20 protein-coding genes and 1 riboswitch are annotated in these 22,551 nt (G+C 40.6%); of the genes, 5 read left to right on the forward strand and 15 right to left on the reverse strand.

Annotated elements, in window-relative coordinates; genetic code table 11:
- Positions 1–35: 35 nt before the first annotated feature.
- From ribH to ribD, 4 genes are read right to left on the reverse strand one after another with little or no spacing between them, the layout of a single operon-like run.
- On the reverse strand, positions 36–509 hold the full coding sequence (gene ribH / locus NCCP2222_RS17905) for a 6,7-dimethyl-8-ribityllumazine synthase (protein ID WP_248513751.1): 474 nt from the start codon (positions 507–509) through the stop codon (positions 36–38).
- Between the two features lie 13 nt (positions 510–522).
- Positions 523–1,716: a bifunctional 3,4-dihydroxy-2-butanone-4-phosphate synthase/GTP cyclohydrolase II gene (locus NCCP2222_RS17910; protein ID WP_248513752.1), complete on the reverse strand. Its 1,194-nt coding sequence runs from the start codon at positions 1,714–1,716 to the stop codon at positions 523–525.
- Between the two features lie 13 nt (positions 1,717–1,729).
- A complete protein-coding gene (gene ribE, locus NCCP2222_RS17915; RefSeq protein ID WP_248513753.1) occupies positions 1,730–2,383 on the reverse strand; it encodes a riboflavin synthase in 654 nt (217 codons plus the stop codon).
- The gene (ribD, locus tag NCCP2222_RS17920; RefSeq protein ID WP_248513754.1) at positions 2,365–3,468 is read right to left on the reverse strand and encodes a bifunctional diaminohydroxyphosphoribosylaminopyrimidine deaminase/5-amino-6-(5-phosphoribosylamino)uracil reductase RibD; all 1,104 of its coding nucleotides are present in this window, start codon (positions 3,466–3,468) and stop codon (positions 2,365–2,367) included. Before ribD ends, ribE begins: the two co-directional genes overlap by 19 nt.
- Before the next feature lie 58 nt (positions 3,469–3,526).
- Positions 3,527–3,672, reverse strand: a riboswitch (FMN riboswitch).
- Between the two features lie 276 nt (positions 3,673–3,948).
- On the opposite strand from ribD, the gene NCCP2222_RS17925 reads away from it, so the two are divergent.
- Positions 3,949–5,043 (forward strand): LAGLIDADG family homing endonuclease, encoded by a 1,095-nt coding sequence (locus NCCP2222_RS17925; protein WP_248513755.1) that lies wholly within the window; start codon positions 3,949–3,951, stop codon positions 5,041–5,043.
- A gap of 433 nt (positions 5,044–5,476) precedes the next feature.
- Here the strand turns inward: NCCP2222_RS17925 and aroA are convergent, their stop codons facing one another.
- Positions 5,477–6,829, reverse strand: a complete 1,353-nt coding sequence (aroA, locus tag NCCP2222_RS17930) for a 3-phosphoshikimate 1-carboxyvinyltransferase (RefSeq protein WP_248513756.1) — start codon at positions 6,827–6,829, stop codon at positions 5,477–5,479.
- A gap of 118 nt (positions 6,830–6,947) precedes the next feature.
- On the opposite strand from aroA, the gene NCCP2222_RS17935 reads away from it, so the two are divergent.
- The gene (locus NCCP2222_RS17935; protein ID WP_248513757.1) at positions 6,948–7,862 is read left to right on the forward strand and encodes a LysR family transcriptional regulator; all 915 of its coding nucleotides are present in this window, start codon (positions 6,948–6,950) and stop codon (positions 7,860–7,862) included.
- 230 nt (positions 7,863–8,092) lie between these two features.
- On the opposite strand, the gene NCCP2222_RS17940 is transcribed toward NCCP2222_RS17935, so the two are convergent.
- The 10 genes from NCCP2222_RS17940 to parE all read right to left on the reverse strand — a co-directional run bounded on the left by NCCP2222_RS17940 (position 8,093) and on the right by parE (position 19,956).
- Positions 8,093–8,437 (reverse strand): hypothetical protein, encoded by a 345-nt coding sequence (locus NCCP2222_RS17940; protein WP_248513758.1) that lies wholly within the window; start codon positions 8,435–8,437, stop codon positions 8,093–8,095.
- Between the two features lie 147 nt (positions 8,438–8,584).
- Entirely contained in the window at positions 8,585–9,547 is a 963-nt protein-coding gene (locus NCCP2222_RS17945) for an LCP family protein (RefSeq protein ID WP_248513759.1), read from the reverse strand.
- On the reverse strand, positions 9,537–10,064 hold the full coding sequence (locus tag NCCP2222_RS17950) for a sigma-70 family RNA polymerase sigma factor (protein ID WP_248513760.1): 528 nt from the start codon (positions 10,062–10,064) through the stop codon (positions 9,537–9,539). Before NCCP2222_RS17950 ends, NCCP2222_RS17945 begins: the two co-directional genes overlap by 11 nt.
- 223 nt (positions 10,065–10,287) lie before the next feature.
- Positions 10,288–11,325, reverse strand: coding sequence for a hypothetical protein (locus NCCP2222_RS17955; protein ID WP_248513761.1), 1,038 nt, complete (start codon positions 11,323–11,325; stop codon positions 10,288–10,290).
- A 658-nt stretch (positions 11,326–11,983) separates the two neighbouring features.
- A complete protein-coding gene (locus NCCP2222_RS17960; RefSeq protein ID WP_248513762.1) occupies positions 11,984–12,514 on the reverse strand; it encodes a GNAT family N-acetyltransferase in 531 nt (176 codons plus the stop codon).
- A gap of 143 nt (positions 12,515–12,657) precedes the next feature.
- On the reverse strand, positions 12,658–12,924 hold the full coding sequence (locus NCCP2222_RS17965) for a CD3324 family protein (RefSeq protein WP_248513763.1): 267 nt from the start codon (positions 12,922–12,924) through the stop codon (positions 12,658–12,660).
- 222 nt (positions 12,925–13,146) lie between these two features.
- The gene (locus NCCP2222_RS17970; protein WP_248513764.1) at positions 13,147–13,977 is read right to left on the reverse strand and encodes a GNAT family N-acetyltransferase; all 831 of its coding nucleotides are present in this window, start codon (positions 13,975–13,977) and stop codon (positions 13,147–13,149) included.
- Positions 13,978–14,242: 265 nt separating this feature from the next.
- Positions 14,243–15,472, reverse strand: coding sequence for an MFS transporter (locus tag NCCP2222_RS17975; RefSeq protein WP_248513765.1), 1,230 nt, complete (start codon positions 15,470–15,472; stop codon positions 14,243–14,245).
- Positions 15,473–15,562: 90 nt separating this feature from the next.
- The gene (gene parC / locus NCCP2222_RS17980) at positions 15,563–17,992 is read right to left on the reverse strand and encodes a DNA topoisomerase IV subunit A (RefSeq protein WP_248513766.1); all 2,430 of its coding nucleotides are present in this window, start codon (positions 17,990–17,992) and stop codon (positions 15,563–15,565) included.
- Entirely contained in the window at positions 17,989–19,956 is a 1,968-nt protein-coding gene (parE, locus tag NCCP2222_RS17985) for a DNA topoisomerase IV subunit B (protein WP_248513767.1), read from the reverse strand. The genes parC and parE overlap by 4 nt, the downstream gene beginning before the upstream one ends.
- Before the next feature lie 269 nt (positions 19,957–20,225).
- Between parE and plsY the strand changes: the two genes are divergently transcribed.
- The 3 genes from plsY to NCCP2222_RS18000 all read left to right on the forward strand — a co-directional run bounded on the left by plsY (position 20,226) and on the right by NCCP2222_RS18000 (position 22,389).
- A complete protein-coding gene (gene plsY, locus NCCP2222_RS17990) occupies positions 20,226–20,828 on the forward strand; it encodes a glycerol-3-phosphate 1-O-acyltransferase PlsY (protein ID WP_248513768.1) in 603 nt (200 codons plus the stop codon).
- Between the two features lie 33 nt (positions 20,829–20,861).
- Positions 20,862–21,155: a HesB/YadR/YfhF family protein gene (locus NCCP2222_RS17995; RefSeq protein WP_248513769.1), complete on the forward strand. Its 294-nt coding sequence runs from the start codon at positions 20,862–20,864 to the stop codon at positions 21,153–21,155.
- A 298-nt stretch (positions 21,156–21,453) separates the two neighbouring features.
- The gene (locus NCCP2222_RS18000; RefSeq protein WP_248513770.1) at positions 21,454–22,389 is read left to right on the forward strand and encodes a C40 family peptidase; all 936 of its coding nucleotides are present in this window, start codon (positions 21,454–21,456) and stop codon (positions 22,387–22,389) included.
- The last annotated feature ends 162 nt before the right edge of the window (positions 22,390–22,551 follow it).

The following is a 22,551-nucleotide window of genomic DNA, read 5'->3' on the forward strand; positions in this document are numbered from 1 at the left end:
TAGGAATGACTGTCTTCTTTTTTGAAAATGCTGCCTTACTGTTTTGCTATCTGTCTCATCAGATTGCCCATTTCAATTGCCGAGGTGCCAGCATCCCAGCCTTTATTACCTGCTTTCGTGCCGGCTCTTTCAACGGCCTGTTCTATGGAATCGGTCGTTACTACACCAAAAATGACCGGGACCCCTTCAGATAGATTAATTGAGGAAATCCCTTTCGCCACTTCATTGCATACGTAGTCGAAGTGGGGAGTGGATCCTCTGATGACTGTACCTAACGCAATAACGGCGTCATACTTTTTGGAAGCAGCCAATTTTTTTGCGACAAGGGGAATCTCGAAAGCACCTGGCACCCAAGCGACATCCACATCTTCTTGCTCAACGCCGTGTCTACGCAATGCATCTTCCGCGCCGCTCAACAGTTTACCAGTAATAAATTCATTAAAACGTGAAACGACAATTCCAATTTTCAGTCCAGTTCCTATTAAATGACCTTCATATGTTGTACCCATTATATTTTCCTCCTTACGCTTTCAGCAAGTGACCTAGTTTTTGTTTTTTCGTTTCCATGTAGACGCTGTTTTCTTCGCGGACCGGCAATTCGATTGGGATGCGCTCGTTAACCGTTATGCCGTATGCTGTTAAGGCATTTATTTTCCGAGGGTTGTTGGTCAGCAAGTTAATCTTTGTGACCCCTAAATCCTTTAACATTTGCGCGCATTGGTAATAGTCCCGTTCATCATCCTGGAAGCCTAATTTTTCATTCGCTTCCACCGTATCCATGCCTTGTTCCTGTAATTGATATGCTTTGAATTTATTCACAAGGCCAATGCCTCGTCCTTCCTGGCGCATATAAAGCAGGATGCCCGTTCCGGCTTCCTCAATCTGCCTTAGCGCCGCTTCCAGCTGCGGGCCGCAATCACATCGATAAGATCCGAATATGTCCCCGGTCATGCATTCAGAATGGATACGGACGAGAGGGGCATCCATCTCGTCGGGTTTGCCTTTTACAAGCGCTACATGTTCACGGCCTGTCAGTGTTTCTGTATAGGCAGTCGCTTTAAAGTGGCCGTATGATGTAGGCAAGTCGATATCGGCAATGCGGTCTATGAGTTTGTCATGTTTTTTACGGTAGGCGATCAATTGTTCGATTGTCAGAATAACAAGACCAAACCGTTCGGCAAGTTCAATTAGTTGGTTGCCGCGAGCCATCGTTCCATCCTCATTCATAATTTCACAAATGACACCCGCTTTTTTTGAACCGGCAAGCATAGCCAGATCTACCGCTGCCTCTGTGTGGCCAGCCCTAAGCAGGACACCGCCGTTGTTTGCGACTAACGGAAAGATATGTCCCGGTTGTCTGAAATCAGAAAGGGAAGCATGTGGCTCAATCATTTTCTGGATCGTTTCTGATCTTTCAAAAGCTGAGATGCCGGTATGGGATTCAGCATGATCTATACTTACCGTGAAAGCTGTCCCATGTGTGTCTGTATTTTTTTGAATCATCGGTGTTAATCCAAGTTGTTGAGCTAGCGACTCAGCAACCGGTACACAAATCAATCCACGCCCTTCTGTTGCCATGAAATTGATCATTTCAGGTGTGGCAAACTCGGCAAGCGCTACAAAATCGCCTTCATCCTCGCGGTCTTCATCATCAACAACGATAATTGGTTTACCGCGTTTCAATTCATCAATTGCTATTTCAACTGTTGTATACATTGGCATCCTGTCCTCACTTTAGAAATCCGTTAGCGGACAATACGTCTATTGACAAGCCGCCTTCCGGTGTCACGTGATGTCGTTTGAAGAGTAGTTGCTCCATATATTTAACGAGCATGTCGCATTCGATATTTACATTGGATCCGACCTTTTTTCGGCCGATTTGTGAATCCTTTTGTGTTGCAGGAATTAAAGAGATCGTAAACGCATCGTCCCTAACAGCAAATATAGTAAGTGATGTGCCGTCAATTGCAATTGATCCTTTTTCCATAATGTAAGGCAGCAGCTCATGCTGTGTACGAATCTCCATATAGACCGAGTTCGATGCCGGCTTGATTGATACTATTTCCCCGACCTGATCCACATGGCCAGAGACAAAATGTCCACCGAAACGTCCGTTTGCAGCAATGGCACGTTCCAAATTTACGTGGCTGCCAGGTTTCATAGACGAAAGGGTAGTGGAAGCAAACGTTTCAGGCATGACATCCGCTCTAAAAAAGGTAGATGTAAATTCAACAACCGTAAGACAAACACCGTCCACTGCGATGCTATCTCCTTTGTGTACGTCTTCCAGCACTTTTTTGCAATGGATTGTCAATTGCATAGAATAAGTGTCTCTTTTAATTTCTTGTATGACGCCAATTTCTTCTACGATCCCAGTGAACAAGAAGCTGACACCTCCTTTGAAAAGAGGGCGTGCAAACGAATGTCAGTGCCGATTTGTGTAACACTGAAGATTTGTAAAAGCTCAGATTCGGAGATAGACGATCTTCCGTTATTTTCGAAAAGGGAAGGGCCATTGCCTACCAACTTGGGAGCCATATACAAGTAAAGTTCTTGTGCAAGTCCCTGGTCGATAAAACTTGAATGGACATGACTGCCGCCTTCTACAAGCACAGTCATGATACCCATTTTGGCTAAACGAACCAACACTTCTGTCAGAAAATCTGCATGTTCTGGAATTGCTTCTACACGAACATGCGGAAATTCGTTAAAAGAGTCAATGCCTTTTGCATCAGCCATTGTAAAAAGGATCGTTTGTGATACGCAGTCTGATATGACATGCGCAGTTTTTGGCGTCCGGAGACGTCGATCTAAAATAATTCGAATTGGATTCTTTCCACCATGGGGCAAACGGGTGGTGAGGAAAGGGTTATCTTGAAGAATAGTTTGTACGCCAACCAGTATTGCGTCATGGGTATGGCGGAGGTAATGGACATCTAGTCTAGCTTGCTCAGATGTGATCCATTTGCTGTCCCCATGCTGCGTCGCTAATCGGCCATCCAAGGTGGTGGCAGCCTTTAGCGTGACGTACGGCTTTTGCTGTTGGATAAAATGAAAAAATGCCCGGTTGCTGAAATCTGCCTCTTCGTTTGGAAACATTGTTACTTCAATACCTGCATCTCGAAGAAGCCCGATCCCTTTGCCGCTAACGGCAGGGTTCGGATCAATAGATGCTATGAAAACACGGCGAATACCGCTCGCAATTATTGCCTCTGTGCATGGAGGCGTTTGGCCAGTATGGGCGCAAGGTTCCAACGTAACATAAAGGTCGGCGCCTGCAGCTAATTTTCCTGCCATACGCAGTGCGTGGACTTCTGCATGCGGCGTTCCAGCTTTCACATGAAAACCTGTGCCGACAACTTGTCCATTCGCAACACAAACAGCCCCGACAATCGGATTCGGAGAGGTTTGGCCGGCGGCGGTGCGTGCCAACTGGACTGCAAGCTGCATATAATCATCATGTTCCATGTCATTCCCCCTCTCTAATAAGAAAGGGCAGATCAGTAAGGGCATGCAACAATCTATACAAAAACTTCTCCCATCCAGACTTTTACTGTCGGTGCCGGAGTTACACCAGCTCCACCGTTTCCTAGAAGAAAACGGGTCACGGACTGACGAGCCATACGCTCGATCACCGCCGGTAAGGAATTTCACCTTGCCCCGAAGATTTGTACAATTGTGCGGACTAACCGTAACATAGAAAAATAGATGCTGCCAATCCATTAAATGACCCAGGCAAGAAAATAGGGGACATAGACCCCTTTTTTTGATGCGATTAGACTTTAATGGCGTGGATTTTCGTTTTAACTCGTAAAAATATAATGAGAAAGTTGTATATGAGAATTACTTAGAAAAAGCAGCTTTACGGTTTGTCGATTAGTAATTTAGGTGGAAATGCGAACGTATATTTGGTATAATAAAAATAACACTAACTAAAGGAAGAGTGATATGGCGAGAATTAAAGGGATAACTGATCAAAAAATAATTGAACTGTATGAAAGCGGTATGAGCTACAAAGAAATGTGCCAGCTTGTAGGACTTTCGGATAGAGCGATACGTAATGTGCTGAGTAAACATGGAATTCAAATGCGTCCAACAGGTCGTCCGAGAATTCACCAGGTGAATGAGGACTTCTTTAAGAAATGGACCCATGAAATGGCTTGGGTACTAGGTCTTTTTATTACAGATGGCCATGTTAACAAGGATTTGCACTCAGTTTATCTGGCTCAAAAAGATGTTGCGATTTTGCAAAAGGTGGCAACTCTCATGGAAGCTTCTGAAGTACTATCAGAGCCAACTGGAACTCGAAAAACACATTTGTTGATTATTAATTCGAAAGTGATAAAATCTGATCTTGAAAAGCTTGGAATTATGCCGAATAAATCAAGAAGTGTTAGATTTCCTGATGTTCCAAAGGAATTTCTTCCGGCATTTGTGCGTGGAGTTATTGATGGAGATGGATGGGTTCAAAAAGAAGGATATCAAATGAATATTACCACAGCAAGCGAGTCATTTGCCGAGTCTCTGGCAGATGTTTTTAAAGCTTGGGATCTTATGCCGACGTGTGAAATACGATTCAGCGACTTGAAACGTCCGTATTTCAGAATAGCTGTTAGTGGAAAAGTACAAATAATGCACTTGGCAGAAATTTTATATTCGAACTCAAACGAGTTGTGTGTGCAGTCCAAAAAAGATCGGATGTTATTACACGTTAACGGCAAACCAAAAGCTGAGCCTTATGAGACGATACATGGCAGATTGAGATTTAGAACAACGATTAGCAAAGCGATTTTGCTGGAGCTGAAAATCATGGCAGCTGAACGAGAAACGCATATAAATCACATATTAGAAGATTGTTTAGAAAAAATGCTGAGTGAAACAAATGGAGTTATCATGTACGAAAAATCACGTCGGCCAAAAGATAGAGTGCAATATAAATCAACTTACAAGAAAACACTACTTAAGCGAGTTCGAAAATGTGCCAAGGAGAATAATTTGAACATCAATGATCTAATTGAGCATAGCACTAAATATTTATTATAGTCGAGGCGACTGACATGAAAGGCGATACTTAGTAGGACTCTTTTTTTCTTTTATTTTTTAGTTTACATAATATAAATTATAGGAAGTTGCGTTTCTCCGTAAAGTATACTTGTGACAATGAGATATTAAAGAAAAAATTGGTAATAAAGACATCTAATTCAGAATTCCTTAAGTGTCAGGATTGGCTGTGATTAGTTATGTTGCATTTTAAAAAGCCAAATTCCTATCTATTAGTAGTTGAAATTTGGCTTTTGATTTTCAAAAAACTTGGCCGTCTCTAGTAAATCTAATTTAATATATCGACTCCATATAAATTGTCAAACGTTGCTAATCTCAATTACAATAAAATTTTCAGGAAATCAAAACCTTTGATATTTCACTGCACTTTCCTGCTCCAAGAGCTCTTATTTTATCTGCCCAATATTATATACACTTATCCTTTTGTTCGAAGTATTTTCAATCCTAAATTCTCCAACATATCAAAAAAGTGAGGACAAGTTTTAGAAACACACCCTGGATCATTTAGGCTAATCCCTTCTATTTTTGAACCAATCAACGCTAATGACATAGCAACCCTATGGTCGTCAAATGTATGTAGCAAAGCTGGTTTTGGATTACCTGGATACACTTTTAATCCGTCTCTATATTCCTCCACCTTGATACCCAATTCAGTTAGAGAATAACAAATTGCACTAATGCGATCTGATTCATGATAGCGAATATGTTCCACATCTTTTATGGTTATTGGACCATCTGCGAACGGAGCTATTGCTGCAAGTGTCAAGGTTTGATCTGACATTTCCCTCATCGAAATTTCAAAACCGCCTTTTAATTGAGCAGCACCTTCCAGTTCAATAAATGAAGGCCCCTTTGTTACGTTACAGCCCATTCTTTTAAGAATGTCTACCATTTTTATATCTGGTTGTTTTGTTTCATAAGTTAGATTTCGAATTCGAATTTTACCATTTGTTAGGGCTGCGAGAGCAAGAAAGTAACAAGCTGTAGAAGCATCGGCTTCTAACTCTAATTCTTGGGGCATGTAATGTGATGGATTAATTACGATTTTCTCTAATTTGTTATCATAAACAACCTGAGCTCCAAATTTCTCCATTAACTGCAATGTCAAATATACATATGAGTGTTGAACAATGTAATCTTTAATATTCAAATTTACTGACCCTTTAGCATAAGGCGATGGAATCAGGATACCACTAATAAATTGGCTAGAAAGTTTTCCAGAAAGGCTAACATGGCCTCCGGATAATTCTTTGCCTTTTATTGAAATAGGATAATAACCCATCTCATTCAAATATGAAATATCCGCACCTAGCTCTTGTAAAGCGTCTATTAAAGGAGAAATAGGTCTTTTACTCATACTTTCGCTTGCCTCGATTTCCCATGCTCCATTATTTGATAACGCTAATGCTCCTGGTAAAAACCTTGCAATTGTACCTGCAGCACCAATGTACAGACTGCTAGATGAATTCCATTCTCCCCCCTTCCCTTCTATGAAGACCGTATTATCGCGAATTTCTATCTCTATGCCTAACTTTCTCAAGGAATCTATGCACCAATACGAGTCATCGCTTTTTAATATCCCTGTAATCTTCGATCTTCCATTTGCTAAAGCGCTTATTATTAATGCTCGATTTGTTAGACTCTTGCTTCCAGGTATCGTCACAGATCCATTCATTCTTTTTTCACTTGGTGAAACCATAACCGTTTTCACATCAGCTAATGGCGACCAAGGACTACGGGCTCTTTCATCAAATTGATTGCTTTCCAATATAAATCACTCCATTTGGCCAAAATCATATATTTTTTTCCGTATATTTATTATAATCATGATATTGGTATAAATGAAATTCATATATTTGATGACAGCTATAGGTGGTATCTATGACATGCACATGAATTTATATTATGTATTTTATATAACCGCAATAGAAAAAAATTTTAGCAAGGCCGCACAAAGGCTGTATATTACACAACCTAGTGTTAGTCATGCAATTAAACAATTAGAGGAAAGACTAGGGGTACAACTTTTCCTAAGAACCTCAAAAGGTGTAAAAGTGACTTATGAGGGCGAAATATTACAAGGCTATATTCAGCAAGCTTTTGGATTAATTGAAAACGCAGAACGGAAAATTTCCAAGTTGAAAACCTTAGAAAACGGCCAAGTTACTATTGGAGGCAGTGATTCGACATGCAAGCATTACTTGTTACCATATGTACAAACTTTTCAAGACATTTTCCCGGATATAAAAATCAAATTACAACATGGGTCAACGCCTCAAATTATTGAGAAACTAACTAGTGGAATGATTGATATAGGGATCATTCATCTGCCAATAAACCAAAGTGAAATACAACTGACAGAGTTTCTGAATATCAACAGTACCTTTATAGCTGGAGAAAAATACAAAGATTTAGCTAATAGAACAGTTACACTTGAAGACTTAATCAACTATCCAATTATCACTTTCTCGGCAGCTAGCAGTACGAGAAGATTCTTAGATCAGCTATTTCATAAATACGGGCTTGTTTGTAAGCCGGACATCGAAGTAGGGAGTGTGGAATTGCTAATTGAATGTGCAAAAATCGGAATGGGTATTGCATTTGTCACTAAAGAATTGGTTGAAAAAGAGTTATCAAACGGTGAATTAATTGAAATTCGGTTAAATGAAAATCTGGAAATGCGAAAAATTGGATTAATAACCCAAAAGGATACTCCTTTATCAATCGCAGCAGACAAGTTTTTTAAGCATTTAACCAATGGTGCATTTGAGGAACAAAGTGATTGCAAACCACACACTTGAAGATACCCAAGGGTGAGCCTTTGTCTAAGTACCGCATTGATTTTACAACTGATATTCGAGATCGAATCAAATAAAAAGATGAGGCACAATGACTGGTATAATAGTAAGAACAGCTTTACTTTTACATAAAGAATTGCTTAGTTCATTGGAAAACTAAGCAATTCTTTATTTTTTGGTATGCTAATACACATCAAAAAGTTTGTTGTATGCAAAATTGTATTGATTTACTATTACTTTTTTCCATACTTTCCATTGTTATTACCTTTACGATATTTTCCATCTTCCTCAATAGCAATTGCTTCATCCGTTCCTATGTTCTTAATTGAATAAAGCTTAGTCCCTTTACTGTACTTGTTTGAGAAGTTTCCTGAGAATGTCCCTTCCTTATCCGAATACTTCGTTACCTGCCCGATTTCTTCATCCACTTCATCAACATATTCATTGCTGACTTCATACATATCTCCATTCCATACAACAAATGAGGAATTCCAATCCGCCTCTGAAGAACAACCGAAAAGACCCACTACAAGAACTGAGAATGTGATGAGACAACAGAAAGAACGTAAAACTTTCATAAGATACTTCCCTCCCTCCACATATAATTATTATGGATGATGGTTCACCATATAGTGATCATACAGGACTTGTACATTAACCTCTAACAAATAATCGCTTCTAGTTAACTATTTATAGATTATTAAAAGCCGAATGTCTATCACTGTTCAGTCAAAATTAGTTAGCTCTTCAGTTACAGAGTGTAAAAAAGCTTTATCAAATCGAATAAAATATTTTTCATTAATCATAACATTTTCCATTCCCTCGATTAATGATACAACCTGCATCGGACGAAATTCTCTCTTTTCATCGAACTGCTCCATTGGGATATTACCTTCTGCTTGTATCTTTGAAATTTCTTTTTCGGTTTTACTCATAACATCACTTATGATGTTCAACAAGTCTTCGTCATCCAAGTTCTTTCCAACTGATGCATCCATTAATAATGCTAAAACCTCTTCTCCATTCAAGCGATTTAATCCCTTTTGGAATTCGAATGCGACTTGGGATATAGCTCTAACTCGAATATCTTCCTGAAGTTCATATTCTATTCCACTGACAGAATCCATCATTGCTGAGAAAGTATTCAAATCTATAACTGCATTATGGTCAATTGATAATTCAAGAAGTTCAGAAACAGTATTCTTTACACTCTCCGCCCCAGCACCCTCCATATAAGCAAAGGTCATTTTATCGTATACTATCGTGCCATCTTTTTTCTCTATTGGAACATACGTATCACGCGGAATAGATACAACTTTCATCATTTCTTTGTCTATATTATAAGTAAATAAAATGTTAATAGGTATTCTATTCGTTTCATCTTTAACAGATATAAGGGTGGTGATGACTTCGTCTACCTTAGACGCTGATTCACTTGCTGCTATGTCCTTCTTCATAGGAAAGACGCTTACAGACGAAAATAATGGTGTAAACAAAAAAACACATAAACCTACTACTAATAAAGAGATTGTAAGCGGCGCAAAAATTCTCATGGAAATTCCAACTGATTTATTGTTACCATTCTTTTCAAGTTCAGCAATCTTCCGAAATACTTCTTTACGATCTGCACTTGTAAAACGTAATTCTTGATCTGCCGTGAATTTTTCTTCAACAAATTTACCTTTCATGAAGTCCTGCCTCCCTTATCAATGGCTCCAGTCTTTGCTTGGCTCTTCTTAATCGAGTTTTAATGGTATCAATTGAAACGTCTAAAACTATTGAAATTTCCTCTGTACTTAAGGATTCGTAGTAATATAAATAAACGACTTCCCGATAAATCTTAGGAAGAGAAAAGATCGTATCTTTTAGTCCCTTATTATTTTGTTTATCGATAATTGTCCTTTCTAATGATGGCAAAATGGATTTTGTTGTTTCATTAATAAAACTTTTCACCTGTACCTTTTTGTAATTCCAACTCTTTAAATAATCCTTACATTCATTAATTACTATTCGATAGAGCCATGTTTTTAATTGAGAATCTTTCCTAAATGACTCCAGGTTGTTATAGCACTTAATAAACGAATTTTGAACCATATCCTTAGCACTCTCAATATCTTTCACATAGGAAAATGCTAATCTTACCAATTCATCTCCATATCGAATCATCAGTTTTTCTAACATTAAGTCCTTTTCTTCTTTTTTCAATCTTCTATCCCCCCTTCCATCCTTCTGCAATACAGCAATTAGACGAGTATCGAATCATTTTGGGTTCAATTTTATGTAGATGCCAGTTTTTTAACGTTCTTCGCTTGTCATAGGGAAACTAGGTAATAAAAAAAACCTATATCGTTAATTACATAGTAATCAACGATATAAGGTTTAGTAGTATTTCTGAGTTGATTATAGGCGTACTAGTATAAGTTAGTAGTTACCAAAAAGATAACATCTCATCTTTTCGATCTTTTAACGTCTTGATCACAAAAGTTCGATACTCCACCAGCTCCGGAAACTGATAAAAGAAATTCACTTTCTCATCTGCTACCGTTTGAGGATCGTTATTGTATGGCGTTAACATAAAGAATTTGAAAGACTCTGCAATATCTTCATAAGGATTTACACTGGCGTATATCGTAATAAATGACTCTTTTTGCTCTTCGTAAAAAGCAATCCTATCTTCAACAGAAACATATCCACCCTGTAGCCATTGCTCCTCATAGTTCTTCCAATAGCTTTGAAAAAAGTGGTTCATATAGCTGTCAGGGTTATAACATTCCCCTCCATACGGCTTGTAATAAAATTGTTCTGCTGGACAGGTATCCGAAATGACAAAATCCGCTTCATTCCATGACACAAGATGCCCATATTCATGAACTAGTATGGGTAATGTATAAGATTGAAGCCACTGCTTTACCAAATTAGAAGGTATATACAATTTATCCTCATACGTATTTACATGCATATAAATATCCTCTTGAAAATCAACCATTTTCACATTTATCCTATTTCTGTTGAATATATCAAGAACAAGGTCGGCTATGCCTGTGAACATACTTTCTTCTTCGCCTTCTGTCAAAAAAAATTCATCTTCTCTTAATTCATAACGCGCGACAATGGGAACTTCCTCTACCCATGTATTTGTAGCCAAAACAGACTTATCTTCTTCCGTGTAAGCATTTATATTCGACATTCGATTAGACGCATTGAGCCCACCTATGAAATCATAAAAAAACTCACTTCCATACTCATCCCCTAAATCACGGCATTCTCTGATTGTTTGACAAAGTTCTGAATCGATCGCCTGGGACCAATACTCATCGGCAGCTGTTTCTACTTTTTCTGCCTCTTCGACCATCTCTTTCTCCATCAAGTCAGCATTCGTGTCCGCATCCGCCTGCTCTTCCTTTTCACATCCCACTAGCAGCACTAATATAGCAGCCAAACCAACTATTACTGATCTTTTCAACATCGTATTCCATCCCCTTTATCCCATTTCCCCTTGCTGTACTATCAATTTCTGCAATCACCCCTCTAATCTGGGTGTATTTCTAATTATAGTGTTAATTGGAATTAATTAATTTCTTGTTACAATTATATCAGATTATTTGAATTGTGTATGGTGGTCGTCAACTATGACATGATTCTATGAGAATAACCCTAATAATACAAAAATTATGTGTTACAATAGAATAAGAGATCTGTAAGATAATGTAATGCTGTAAAGCAGATTGTAAGGCATGTCAGTCACTATGAGGAAATAAATTACGGAAGATGGTGCGTAAAAATGAAGATACTTTTGCATCCCGATTGGATAGTTAGCAGACTCGCCATTACGGCACTTATCGGGACTTTTATTGCTATTCTTTTCGTTAATCGTGAATTAAATCTCACATTTGCTATCTGGTTTCTGTCCCTCGTTAGCTTAATGGTAGCCTGTAATGTAATTTACGTGATCTTCAAGAGAAAGAAGAATAGCGCTCAGATAAACACTAATGAAAAAACCAGGTAGGTTAGCATTAAGCAGAAAGCTAGAAACAAAAAAACGCACTCCATGTGCGTTTTTTGGACTGTTCATTATCTTTGTAAGTTGTCTATTTGTTTTTCTTTTATTTATTTCGTTTGCCTTCTTAATTAACAAATCGAAAAATCGTCTGGTAACCATTAAACGTTTCTCCGTTTATCTCAGTGAAGGCGCCATTTGTATAATTGGACAAGCACTTTCTCCAAAATTGTTGACCCGCAATATTTTTCTCCAGCGGGTTAGTGAATAGCTCCCATTTCCCTTTAAATTGATCAAATACAATATTGGCTGCTCTTTCCGCAATCCCCTTCCCTCGTAATGACTGAATTAAGAAGAATTCATTAACAAAAAAATCAATACCTTTATTGCAATAAGGCGGGGTTGCAATGAGGATAAAACCTGCCGGCGTTCCCTCTGCTACAATTAAAAAAGGAAAAAGTACGTCTGGCTTCTCCCACCAAATATTTTGGATGTCATACTGTTCATGCAAGGTTTTAATATCGTCACTTTCCTCATAGATTCCATGGACATTTGGGAGCCTTTCATAGTGACCAGACAGATCATATAAGTATAAGGGATATAAGTTTTTAATAATGTAGGCGTCATACATTTCAGTTAAGCGAACTTCTATTTTCATAGCCTTCTCCTTTACCTAGTTGGATTTGTATTTGTCGTCATTGTAATAGAAACAGGCAAATGAATGATAGATACTCCATGATTCATAACTGTTCTTTACCTAAAAAAGTCACACCAGATTTAGCCCAGTGTGACAAAACCATTCTATTTTTTTGTATAAACTATTTTCTTAATACTGTCATGAGAAAGAAAAAATTGGTTGGAAAGTTGTTCAATCGTGACTCCGAGAGAAAATTGTTGTCGGATGGCATGGTTTCTAGCGGTTAACTGTTTTTTAATCCCTGAACACTCGCCCCATCTCTTATGCAAGTCCTTTGCAATGGGAACATAAACCATTTCTCCGTTTACATACTTTTGTAATTCCTCCACGAGTTCTTTTGGCAAGATACTCTCTGCATTAAAATATTTCATAGCCCCTATGCTCCTTAAAAATATTCTTCTTTTAAGGCAGCAAAGTCATTACTACAAACTGAATATTTCTTTGGCGGAAATAGATTCCTGGCCCTATACAAACAACCGCCGGTGTTCATAGTGCAAACTTTGCATAGAGCAGCTCCGTAACTTTCCCTTATTTTGTGCCATGTAAATCTTCGCTCCTTTCAGTTCAAATATCTCAGATACTTCATTCTTTGATTAGAATTCAAATTCAAACGACATCAATCGATGTGAATAGTTAAACCCCAATTTTTCTGCAACCCGTTTGGAAGGTTCATTTGATTCGTCAGTCGTCCAATATACACTAAACCCACGCTCCAGGCACTCGTCAATGTATCGTTGTCCCAGGAGCGTTGCCAATCCATTATTTCTTGCTTTCTTATCAAATGTTGCAACATACACCTCGTGTCGGTCTCCATTCACGCAACAGGAATAGCAAGCACTTATCACCTTCTCATTTGATAAAACAGCATATCCTAAACCGTATTGATTAAATGTTTCCGCTGATGACCAGTACTCAGTCAATTCGTCACGTAAATTCTCGTGTGTGTGAATTAATCCCTCTGTGATCTTAACAATCGAGTACTCGTCCTCCAAAATTTGCAGAGAGTGCTTTACTCCCTTTTCGATTTGAATGGAATCCAATTCATAATAGACACTGTAGTCGACGAAATAACTTCGTCCATTCACTACTTTCTCTACTGTCTCCTTCCATCTCTCATCAAAGATTCGGCTGATAAACCAAGTCCCGCCACATAAGTCCATACTATCTTGCTTTAATTGTGTAGAAATAAAATGACCCAGATGTCTGTTGAACGGCTCATTTTCTGGATCGCCAAGCAAGAAGTACTCCAATCCGACGGCATAGACAATCGCAGTTCGCGGCTCTTCTACTTGATCCACATAAATAATGCCTCGATTCATCCCGCTAATAATTGCATTTAGTACATTCTCATTCTTTTCATATTGGCTGACTAGAAGTTTATTTATCTTCTCATAACTATCTTTAGGCAGCGTGACAATCATCATGAAGTCCTCCACTTCGGGTTAAGGAACGAGTTTATTCCGCTCGAATAAGACATAAAAACGGACAGATCAAATTGCAGAGTAGTTTGTGCATTGTTTATTTTTAACTAGCTTACTAATATTTTATCTTCTCTATAATTCTTCTAATCGCGAATATCAACTTTCCTAAAGTGTAACACTACATGTTTTGTAATATCAACCAAATATGAAACCGATTAGGAGCAGCTCAAACCCTTCTCATGATCCAATAGAAAAAAACCGCAAAGAGTTATACACTCTCTGCGGCTACCACCGGTTCAACCGGCTGCTGTTCCAATATAATCTTCCGTTTCTTCATCATAAAGAAAAATAGACCTGTCAACGTGATGCTTATGATGCTGAAAGTGATCATCATAGTTTGCAAGCCAATTAAGTCTAGGAATGCTCCAGCCGTGAGTAAAACGACTTGGAATACAACACGTTCGAGCATATTCCGGAAAGAGAAAAAGCGTCCGTGGTACTCTTTAGGCATTCTTTTTTGGAAAATGACCATGGCGGTAGGGAAAAAACAGCCGAGTGAAAATCCTAGAACCGCAAAAGAACTTAAGATCATGAATAAGTGATCTGCAAAAAACAGCATGAATTCAGACAAGCCGACGATCATAGCAAAAAAGAATAAGATTTGAGTCGTGCTCCAGCGCCTAGCTATCAGTTTAATCACAACCGAACCAAGCATGAATGCCACGCCTTCAAACGTATATATCAATCCTTTGATGGAGGCCATCTGCTGTATCTCACTAACATTGATGACAATGAGGTTAAATGAGCCTAAAAACAGCAATGGTATGAGTGTCATAACTAAAGTCATTCCGACGGCTGGAAACTCTTTTAACACCGGAAATACTTCCATGAAGCCGCTCTTTTGAGGACTTGCACCGGCCTTCTTTGCATCACCTTTTTCCTCATCAATCTTCAACGACATCGTAAAGAGCAGTAGAATTCCATAAGCGACGAGTGAAATGAAATAGAGAGACGACAGCGACCAATAGACGAGCATGACACCTGCTAACGCAGTCCCTGCAACTCTGGCAATGGTTGCCACATTCATATGCATGCCATTCATCGTCAATAAATCTTGATCTTTGACGACTAAGGGGATAGCCGATTGCAAGGCCGGAAAATAAAAAGTGGCCGACAATTGAATCCCGATGACAAACGCGATCATCCAAGCGATGGACCCGGTTTGCAAAGCAAGCAGCATGAGTAATACACTTGCCAGCCGGCCAATTCCCGATACGATCAGGACAGTCTTTTTCCTGGACTGGTCAATAATTCTTCCAGCGAGCGGTCCTGCTAAAATACCTGCTAATAACCCTACTGATAAAATCATAGCTTTTACAAAATCCGATGGTACTTTTTCCTGCATGAATTCTAAATTTCCTATTATCCCCGTCCATAGACCCAATCCTGCAATCATCTCGCCTGACAAGATGATCCAGACATTGCGATTCCTCCACATATTCCCACCCCAGCCTTAACTATTTCGATTCTCGAATTAGTATAATCGAATCCATTGAAAAAGTCACGGGCCTTTTGCCCGTGACTCCAATTAATCGATTTGTACTTTCGGTTCTTTGTACAGACGGACTGCTTGGCCGTCTTTTTGTTCATCCGCAATAAAGCTGCCGTTCGAATAGCGATCTACCAGCCGCAGCGTGCCTGCTGCAAACGGTATTTTCTTGCCTTGAGCAGTCATCAGGATGAGTTGATCATCCGTTTTTGCTAAAGCTGTACCAATAATTCGGTGTGGATGGCTTTTCAGCTCTTTCAGGACAACAAGTCCTCGCTGCGCCCTGCCTGCAGTCTCAAGTTCTTTTAACGCCATCCGTTTCACTGCCCCGCGTTGCGTTGCAATTACGATTGACTCTCCCTGATCTGTAACGGTTTCAATGGAGACGACAACATCATCCGGCTTCAAATTAATCCCCTTAACACCAGCCGTTCGGACGCCGGTTTGGGAAAGCTCTGTTAGAGAGAAACGCAGGCCGTACGCTTGCTGGGTGATTAGAATAACATCCTCGTTTCCTTGGACAATCCGCGCATCTACTAGGCGATCGCCTTTCTTGATGTTCATTGCCTTAAAGGTACGTGAATAGCGTTGTACTTGGAAGTCGGCCAGCTGTGAAATTTTAATATTTCCTTGCGCTGAGACGGTAAGTACCGAAACATTGGCTTCAAAAGAATCAAAACCGAGTACAGCTGCCACTTCTTCGCCAGGCTCCAGTGAAATGATACTTGAAATATGCTGTCCAAGATCCTTCCAGCGGATGTCCGGTAGCTCGTGAACTGGCTGATAAATATAATTGCCGCGTGAAGTGAAGAGCAGCACATGATGCTGTGTATTCATGACAGATTCCATTAGACTGAAATCAGACTCTTTCATCTCCTGGCCCGCGCCATTGGAAGCCGAGTAGGACCGCATGCTCGTACGCTTCACATACCCGTCCTTCGTGACAGATACCACAACCTCTTCACTTGGCACAAGGATGTCGAGATCCACTTTAATACTTTCAATCTTTTCCTCAATTACAGAGAGTCTTGGCTCAGCAAATTGCTTGCGAATTTCAAGCAATTCCTTCTTGATAACCGAGGAAAGTTTACGGTCGCTTTTCAGGATTGCATCCAATTGCTCAATTAATTTACGTAGTGATTCATCTTCTCGTTGCAGTTCGGTGATATCCGTATTCGTCAAACGATAAAGCTGCAAGGAGACGATCGCTTCTGCCTGAACTTCTGTAAATCCAAATTGAGCGATGAGATTATTCTTAGCATCCCGTTTATCCTTGGAAGCACGGATCGTTTTGATCACTTCATCCAAAATCGATAACGCCTTCATGAGACCTTCTACAATATGCAGACGGTCTTTTGCTTTTTGAATATCGTACTCCGAGCGACGCGTGACAACATCTTTCTGATGATCAATATATGCGTCAAGCAGCATTGGAAGTGACATCAGCATCGGCCGTCTGTTAGAAATCGCCACCATATTGAAATTGTACGTAATTTGAAGGTCTGTGTTCTTCAATAGATATTGCATGATGCTATTGCCGTCAATATCCTTTTTAAGTTCAATAACAATTCGCAAGCCCGTGCGGTCCGACTCATCCCGTACATCCGCGATTCCATCTAATTTACGATCCAGACGTAATTCATCCATCTTTTTCACTAGGTTTGCCTTGTTCACATCGTAAGGAATTTCCGTGACAACAATTTGGGATTTTCCTGCTTTCAATGATTCAATTTCATATTTGGCACGTATGACGAATCGGCCTTTACCCGTTTCATAAGCTGTTTTGATGCCATCGGTTCCTTGTATGATGCCGCCTGTCGGAAAATCAGGGCCTTTTAATACAGTCATCAATTCTTCTACCGAAACGTCTGGATTGTCCATCCGCATCAATACAGCATCTATCACCTCATGTAGCGCATGAGGCGGGATGTCTGTCGCATATCCCGCTGAAATTCCTGTCGATCCATTCACCAACAGGTTCGGGAATCGAGCCGGCAGTACAGTCGGCTCCGGCTCTGTATCATCAAAGTTGGGAATGAAATCCACAGTATTCTTCCCGATATCACGTAGCATTTCACCAGCAATAGCAGAAAGTCTTGCTTCTGTATAACGCATAGCGGCAGCAGGATCGCCGTCAACAGATCCATTATTTCCGTGCATTTCCACCATCAGATGACGCAGTTTCCAATCCTGGCTCATCCGGACCATCGCATCATAGACGGAGGAATCGCCATGAGGATGGTAATTCCCGATGACGTTCCCGACAGTTTTTGCCGATTTCCGGAATGCTTTATCATGCGTATTCCCTTCATGGAACATTGCATACAGGATACGCCGCTGAACAGGCTTCAGCCCATCTCGTGCATCCGGCAATGCCCGGTCTTGGATAATATATTTACTATACCGTCCAAATCGGTCCCCGATGACTTCTTCCAGTGGAAGGTCTTGGTAACGTTCTGTTGCTGTCATTCAGAGTCCCCCTCATGGAGAAATTCATTTTCCAATATATTTTGATCTTCCACGCCAAAATCAACATTACTTTCAATCCATCGGCGGCGTGGTTCGACTTTATCACCCATTAACGTCGTGACGCGGCGTTCCGATTGGGCGCCGTCTTCAATCGTCACCCGGATCAATGTGCGTGTCTCAGGATTCATCGTCGTTTCCCAAAGCTGTTCGGCATTCATTTCACCGAGACCTTTGTAGCGCTGTAGCATATAGCCTTTGCCAATCTTCTTAATGGCCGCATTCAAATCTGATTCGGTCCATGCATACTCGACTTTTTCGCTTTTGCCTGTTCCTTTGAATACTTTGTAAAGTGGTGGCAACGCGATATAGACTTTGCCTGCTTCGATGAGCGGCTTCATGTACCGATAGAAAAATGTAAGGAGCAACACTTGGATATGCGCTCCGTCCGTATCGGCATCGGTCATGATAATCACTTTGTCGTATGCGATATCGTCAATATGGAAATCGGCCCCGACTCCACCGCCAATTGCGTGGATAATCGTATTGATCTCCTCGTTTTTCATAATATCTTCAAGCTTTGCCTTTTCCGTATTGATAACTTTACCCCGAAGCGGCAAAATTGCTTGGAAAGTCCGGTCTCGTCCCTGCTTGGCAGAACCGCCAGCCGAGTCTCCCTCAACTAAGTACAATTCATTTTTTGAAGCATTTCTGGATTGGGCAGGTGTCAGCTTGCCGGATAGCAGCGTATCCGATTTCTTTCGTTTCTTTCCGGAACGTGCATCTTCACGTGCTTTTCGGGCCGCTTCTCTTGCCTGCTGCGCGCGAATCGCTTTGCGGATCAGGTTGGCACTCAATTCAGCGTTCTCCTCAAGGAAATAGAGAAGCTGCTGGGAAATGATGCCGTCTGTTGCCGTCCTCGCTTCGCTTGTCCCAAGCTTTCCTTTCGTCTGTCCTTCAAATTGAAGAATTTCCTCTGGAATGCGGACGGAAACGACAGCTGAAATCCCTTCTCGGATGTCCGAGCCATCCAAGTTTTTGTCCTTTTCTTTTAAAATGCCTGTTTTTCTCGCATATTCGTTGAATACGCGAGTCATCGCTGTTTTGGCACCCGTTTCATGCGTACCGCCATCTTTTGTCCGGACGTTATTAACGAAGGACAGAATGGTTTCAGAATAGCCGTCACTGAATTGGAAAGCAAATTCGACTTCAATTCCTTCAGCAACACCTTCTAAATAGGCGACCTCATGAAGCGTATCTTTTTCCTCGTTCAAATAAGAAACGAACGCTTTGATCCCCGATTCATAATGGAATACATCCTTCTTGTCGGTGCCTTCCTCCGCCAGGACAATTTTTAATCCTTTTAAGAGGAATGCAGATTCCCGCAAGCGTTCCGCCAAAGTATCGTATTGATATTTTATTGTCGAAAAGATGGTTGGATCGGGTTTGAAGTGAATGAGCGTCCCTTTTTCCTTGGACGTTCCTATCTCCTCTAGTGTTGTAGCTGGCTTGCCGCCGTTTTCAAATCGCTGGCGAAATTTCTTGCCATCACGATAAATGGTTACTTCCAGCCATTCAGAAAGCGCGTTGACGACTGAAGCGCCGACGCCGTGCAAACCGCCACTTGTTTTATAGCCGCCCTGGCCAAACTTTCCCCCGGCATGCAAGACGGTGAAAATGACTTCTGTCGTCGGCTTCCCCATTTTGTGCATTCCGGTAGGCATACCACGCCCATAATCCCGTACACTGACGCTGCCGTCTTTGTGAAGCATGACGTCGACTTCATTCCCGTAACCCGCCAATGCTTCATCCACTGCATTATCTACAATTTCATAAACGAGATGATGAAGCCCTCGTGCATCAGTGGATCCGATATACATCCCTGGACGTTTCCGTACCGCATCAAGACCTTCCAATACACTGATCGAATCATCATCATACGTATACACTTCTTGATTCTTCGTCAAATTGCAACCCCCATCAAACAAATGTTCTCTTTTATATATATCGTAACGCTACAAGAAAAGCTTGTCAAATCAACGTTTTCATGTAGCTCGCTCAATTTATTGTATAGAACAACGCTGTAATATGCAATGACAAGAGGAATTTCCGTCCAATTGGCAACAACTTGACTATATTCTTTTCTTAACAGGAAAGACACATTTGTAAATCTCATTGTCCCCTTCCTGACGTTCTGCTAAACTAACAGTAACGGAAATATGTAAAGGGGACCATTATGGAAACAGCTATTTTACTACTTCTTGCGTATCTGCTCGGCTCTATCCCTTCTGCCCTTTGGATAGGCAAATTATTTTTCAAAACAGATGTCCGCGAGCATGGCAGCGGCAACTTAGGGGCGACCAACACATTTCGTGTGTTAGGCAAAACAGCAGGTTTAATCGTCACCGTTCTCGACATATTAAAAGGTACTGCAGCTGTCCTGCTTCCATTGCTTCCTTACTTTAGTGATGTGAATATTCACCCGCTCGTGATCGGGTTCATGGCGGTCATCGGGCATATCTTTCCTGTATTCGCACGCTTCAAAGGAGGAAAGGCAGTGGCCACTTCCGGCGGGATTCTATTAGGCTACAATTGGCCAATTTTTCTTATTGTCCTTTTGACCTTTCTGATCGCCTTGAAAATCACGAAAATGGTTTCACTATCCTCTATGATCGTAGCAGCCGTAGCTTTCATTTACACGGTCATCTACTATTTCATAACAAAGGATATCTACTTGATGATCATTGTTGGGCTTATGGCCGTATTTATTTTCTACCGCCACCGCGCAAACATGACGAGAATCAAAGCAGGAACCGAGCCAAAGGTGAAGTGGTTGTAATACAATAGGACAAACCGAAAGGCGGGATGCTGAATGAAAATCGTTTTATCAGAGGAAGCTTTAGAATGGTTCCATGAGGAAATGGATGTGGAACCAGGTGACGAAATCAAATTCTTTGCACGCTACGGTGGTGCGAGCCCATTGCATGAGGGGTTCTCATTAGGCATTAGAAAAGAAGGCCATGATGAAATTGGCGTGGAAACGAAGCAAGACGGAGTCCTTTTCTATATCGAAAAGCGTGATGAGTGGTTTTTTTCAGGGCACGACTTGCATGTTACGGTTAATCCACAATTGAATGAACTGCACTTCTCCTATGAAAAAGCGTAAGCATCTTGCGCTTTTTTCTTTCTCCACAATTAGCTTTACATAATATTATTATTTTGTACCTCTTACTCTTATCTCCTCTTTTCACAATTCCAACAATTGGTTGCCTGCATGATAAATACCTGAACATTCCAGTTGTAATCTTTGTAATGCAAATGTAAAGAAACAAGGAACAGGCTGTCATATGTACGTTTGTGCTAACTGGTAAAATTCCACGGGATTAATTTCCTGCCAACCCTGCAATTTTTCTATGATACTGTAAAGGCGTTCCGAAACTTTGCATACATACAAGGAGGAAATTATGAATAAAAAAATTATCTCAGCTGCATTAGCCGCCACAGTCACTCTCAGTACATTAGCCATCCCGGCAGTTAATCCCGAGCCGGTAGCTGCTGCTACTCTTGCATCGCAACCTACAACAGCGGCTGTAAATGCGAAAGCAGATCAATTGATAGCAACTGCAAAAAGCCTAATTGGAAAAGCGAGCTACAGCAATACACAATATAAAGATACCTATCCTTATAAGTTTTCATGCGCTTCATTTCTTATGTATGTTTTTGAGAAAAACGGCGTTGATCTCGGAACGTATAATGAGGATTATATGATGAAACAAGGGACATATGTGGCAAAAGGTCAATGGAAAAAAGGCGATCTCCTCTTCTTTAAATCAAAGAAAACAGGTACAGATCCGGATCATGTTGTCATGTATATGGGCAACAACAAAGTCATTCAAATGGCCGATCCTAAGCAGAAGATTGTTATTACTGACATGAATAGCAAACCCTATTACAAAGATAACTACGTTACCGCTCGTCGCGTACTACCTGGTTTAATGTCATCATCCCCTGCAACAAAGGGAGATAAAATTGTTGAGTCCGCATATCAACTGCGTGATAAAGCGACAATCGGCAACGTGACGAATGCAAGTGCTATGAGATTTACGAGCCTTGGATATATCAATTATGTTTATAAAAAACAGAACATCACCCTTCCGGCTACGTCTTTATCGGCTTTGATGGCAAAAGGGACAACTGTCTCACGTGCTAACTTGAAAAAAGGTGATTTAGTATTCTTTAATAGTGTAAAAGGATCGAAAACGCCTAGCTTGGTTGGGATCTATGCCGGTGAATACCGCATTATTATTCCAACGTCCTCAGGTGTCCAATCCCGTGTCCTGCTTGTCGACTATTATAACTCGCACTATATTACAGCGAAGCGCTTCATATCAGGAAACTAATTAGACGTTTTGAATGCGGCTGCGCGATTGGCGATATGCCGCATCCTCCAAATATGCTAATACAAATATTGAAAAGCGAGCAATGAATAGGTATCTCGTTCGAACCAAAAAAGGCGAAGGAAAACTTGATGTTTCCTTCGCCTTTCCTCTTTTGCGTGGCTA

Source organism: Sporosarcina sp. NCCP-2222 (assembly GCF_023168145.1).
GTDB lineage: Bacteria > Bacillota > Bacilli > Bacillales_A > Planococcaceae > Sporosarcina.

Excerpts from the sequence above, each read along its gene's own strand:
- NCCP2222_RS17910 (WP_248513752.1), bottom strand. The coding sequence starts at position 1,716 with ATGTATACAACAGTTGAAATAGCAATTGATGAATTGAAACGCGGTAAA.
- ribD (WP_248513754.1), bottom strand. The coding sequence starts at position 3,468 with ATGGAACATGATGATTATATGCAGCTTGCAGTCCAGTTGGCACGCACC.
- NCCP2222_RS18000 (WP_248513770.1), top strand. The coding sequence starts at position 21,454 with ATGAATAAAAAAATTATCTCAGCTGCATTAGCCGCCACAGTCACTCTC.
- NCCP2222_RS17960 (WP_248513762.1), bottom strand. The coding sequence starts at position 12,514 with ATGAAAATAGAAGTTCGCTTAACTGAAATGTATGACGCCTACATTATT.
- NCCP2222_RS17975 (WP_248513765.1), bottom strand. The coding sequence starts at position 15,472 with ATGTGGAGGAATCGCAATGTCTGGATCATCTTGTCAGGCGAGATGATT.
- parC (WP_248513766.1), bottom strand. The coding sequence starts at position 17,992 with ATGACAGCAACAGAACGTTACCAAGACCTTCCACTGGAAGAAGTCATC.
- NCCP2222_RS17925 (WP_248513755.1), top strand. The coding sequence starts at position 3,949 with ATGGCGAGAATTAAAGGGATAACTGATCAAAAAATAATTGAACTGTAT.
- plsY (WP_248513768.1), top strand. The coding sequence starts at position 20,226 with ATGGAAACAGCTATTTTACTACTTCTTGCGTATCTGCTCGGCTCTATC.
- NCCP2222_RS17935 (WP_248513757.1), top strand. The coding sequence starts at position 6,948 with ATGCACATGAATTTATATTATGTATTTTATATAACCGCAATAGAAAAA.
- NCCP2222_RS17940 (WP_248513758.1), bottom strand. The coding sequence starts at position 8,437 with ATGAAAGTTTTACGTTCTTTCTGTTGTCTCATCACATTCTCAGTTCTT.
- NCCP2222_RS17995 (WP_248513769.1), top strand. The coding sequence starts at position 20,862 with ATGAAAATCGTTTTATCAGAGGAAGCTTTAGAATGGTTCCATGAGGAA.
- NCCP2222_RS17955 (WP_248513761.1), bottom strand. The coding sequence starts at position 11,325 with ATGTTGAAAAGATCAGTAATAGTTGGTTTGGCTGCTATATTAGTGCTG.
- NCCP2222_RS17965 (WP_248513763.1), bottom strand. The coding sequence starts at position 12,924 with ATGAAATATTTTAATGCAGAGAGTATCTTGCCAAAAGAACTCGTGGAG.
- ribH (WP_248513751.1), bottom strand. The coding sequence starts at position 509 with ATGGGTACAACATATGAAGGTCATTTAATAGGAACTGGACTGAAAATT.
- NCCP2222_RS17945 (WP_248513759.1), bottom strand. The coding sequence starts at position 9,547 with ATGAAAGGTAAATTTGTTGAAGAAAAATTCACGGCAGATCAAGAATTA.
- NCCP2222_RS17970 (WP_248513764.1), bottom strand. The coding sequence starts at position 13,977 with ATGATGATTGTCACGCTGCCTAAAGATAGTTATGAGAAGATAAATAAA.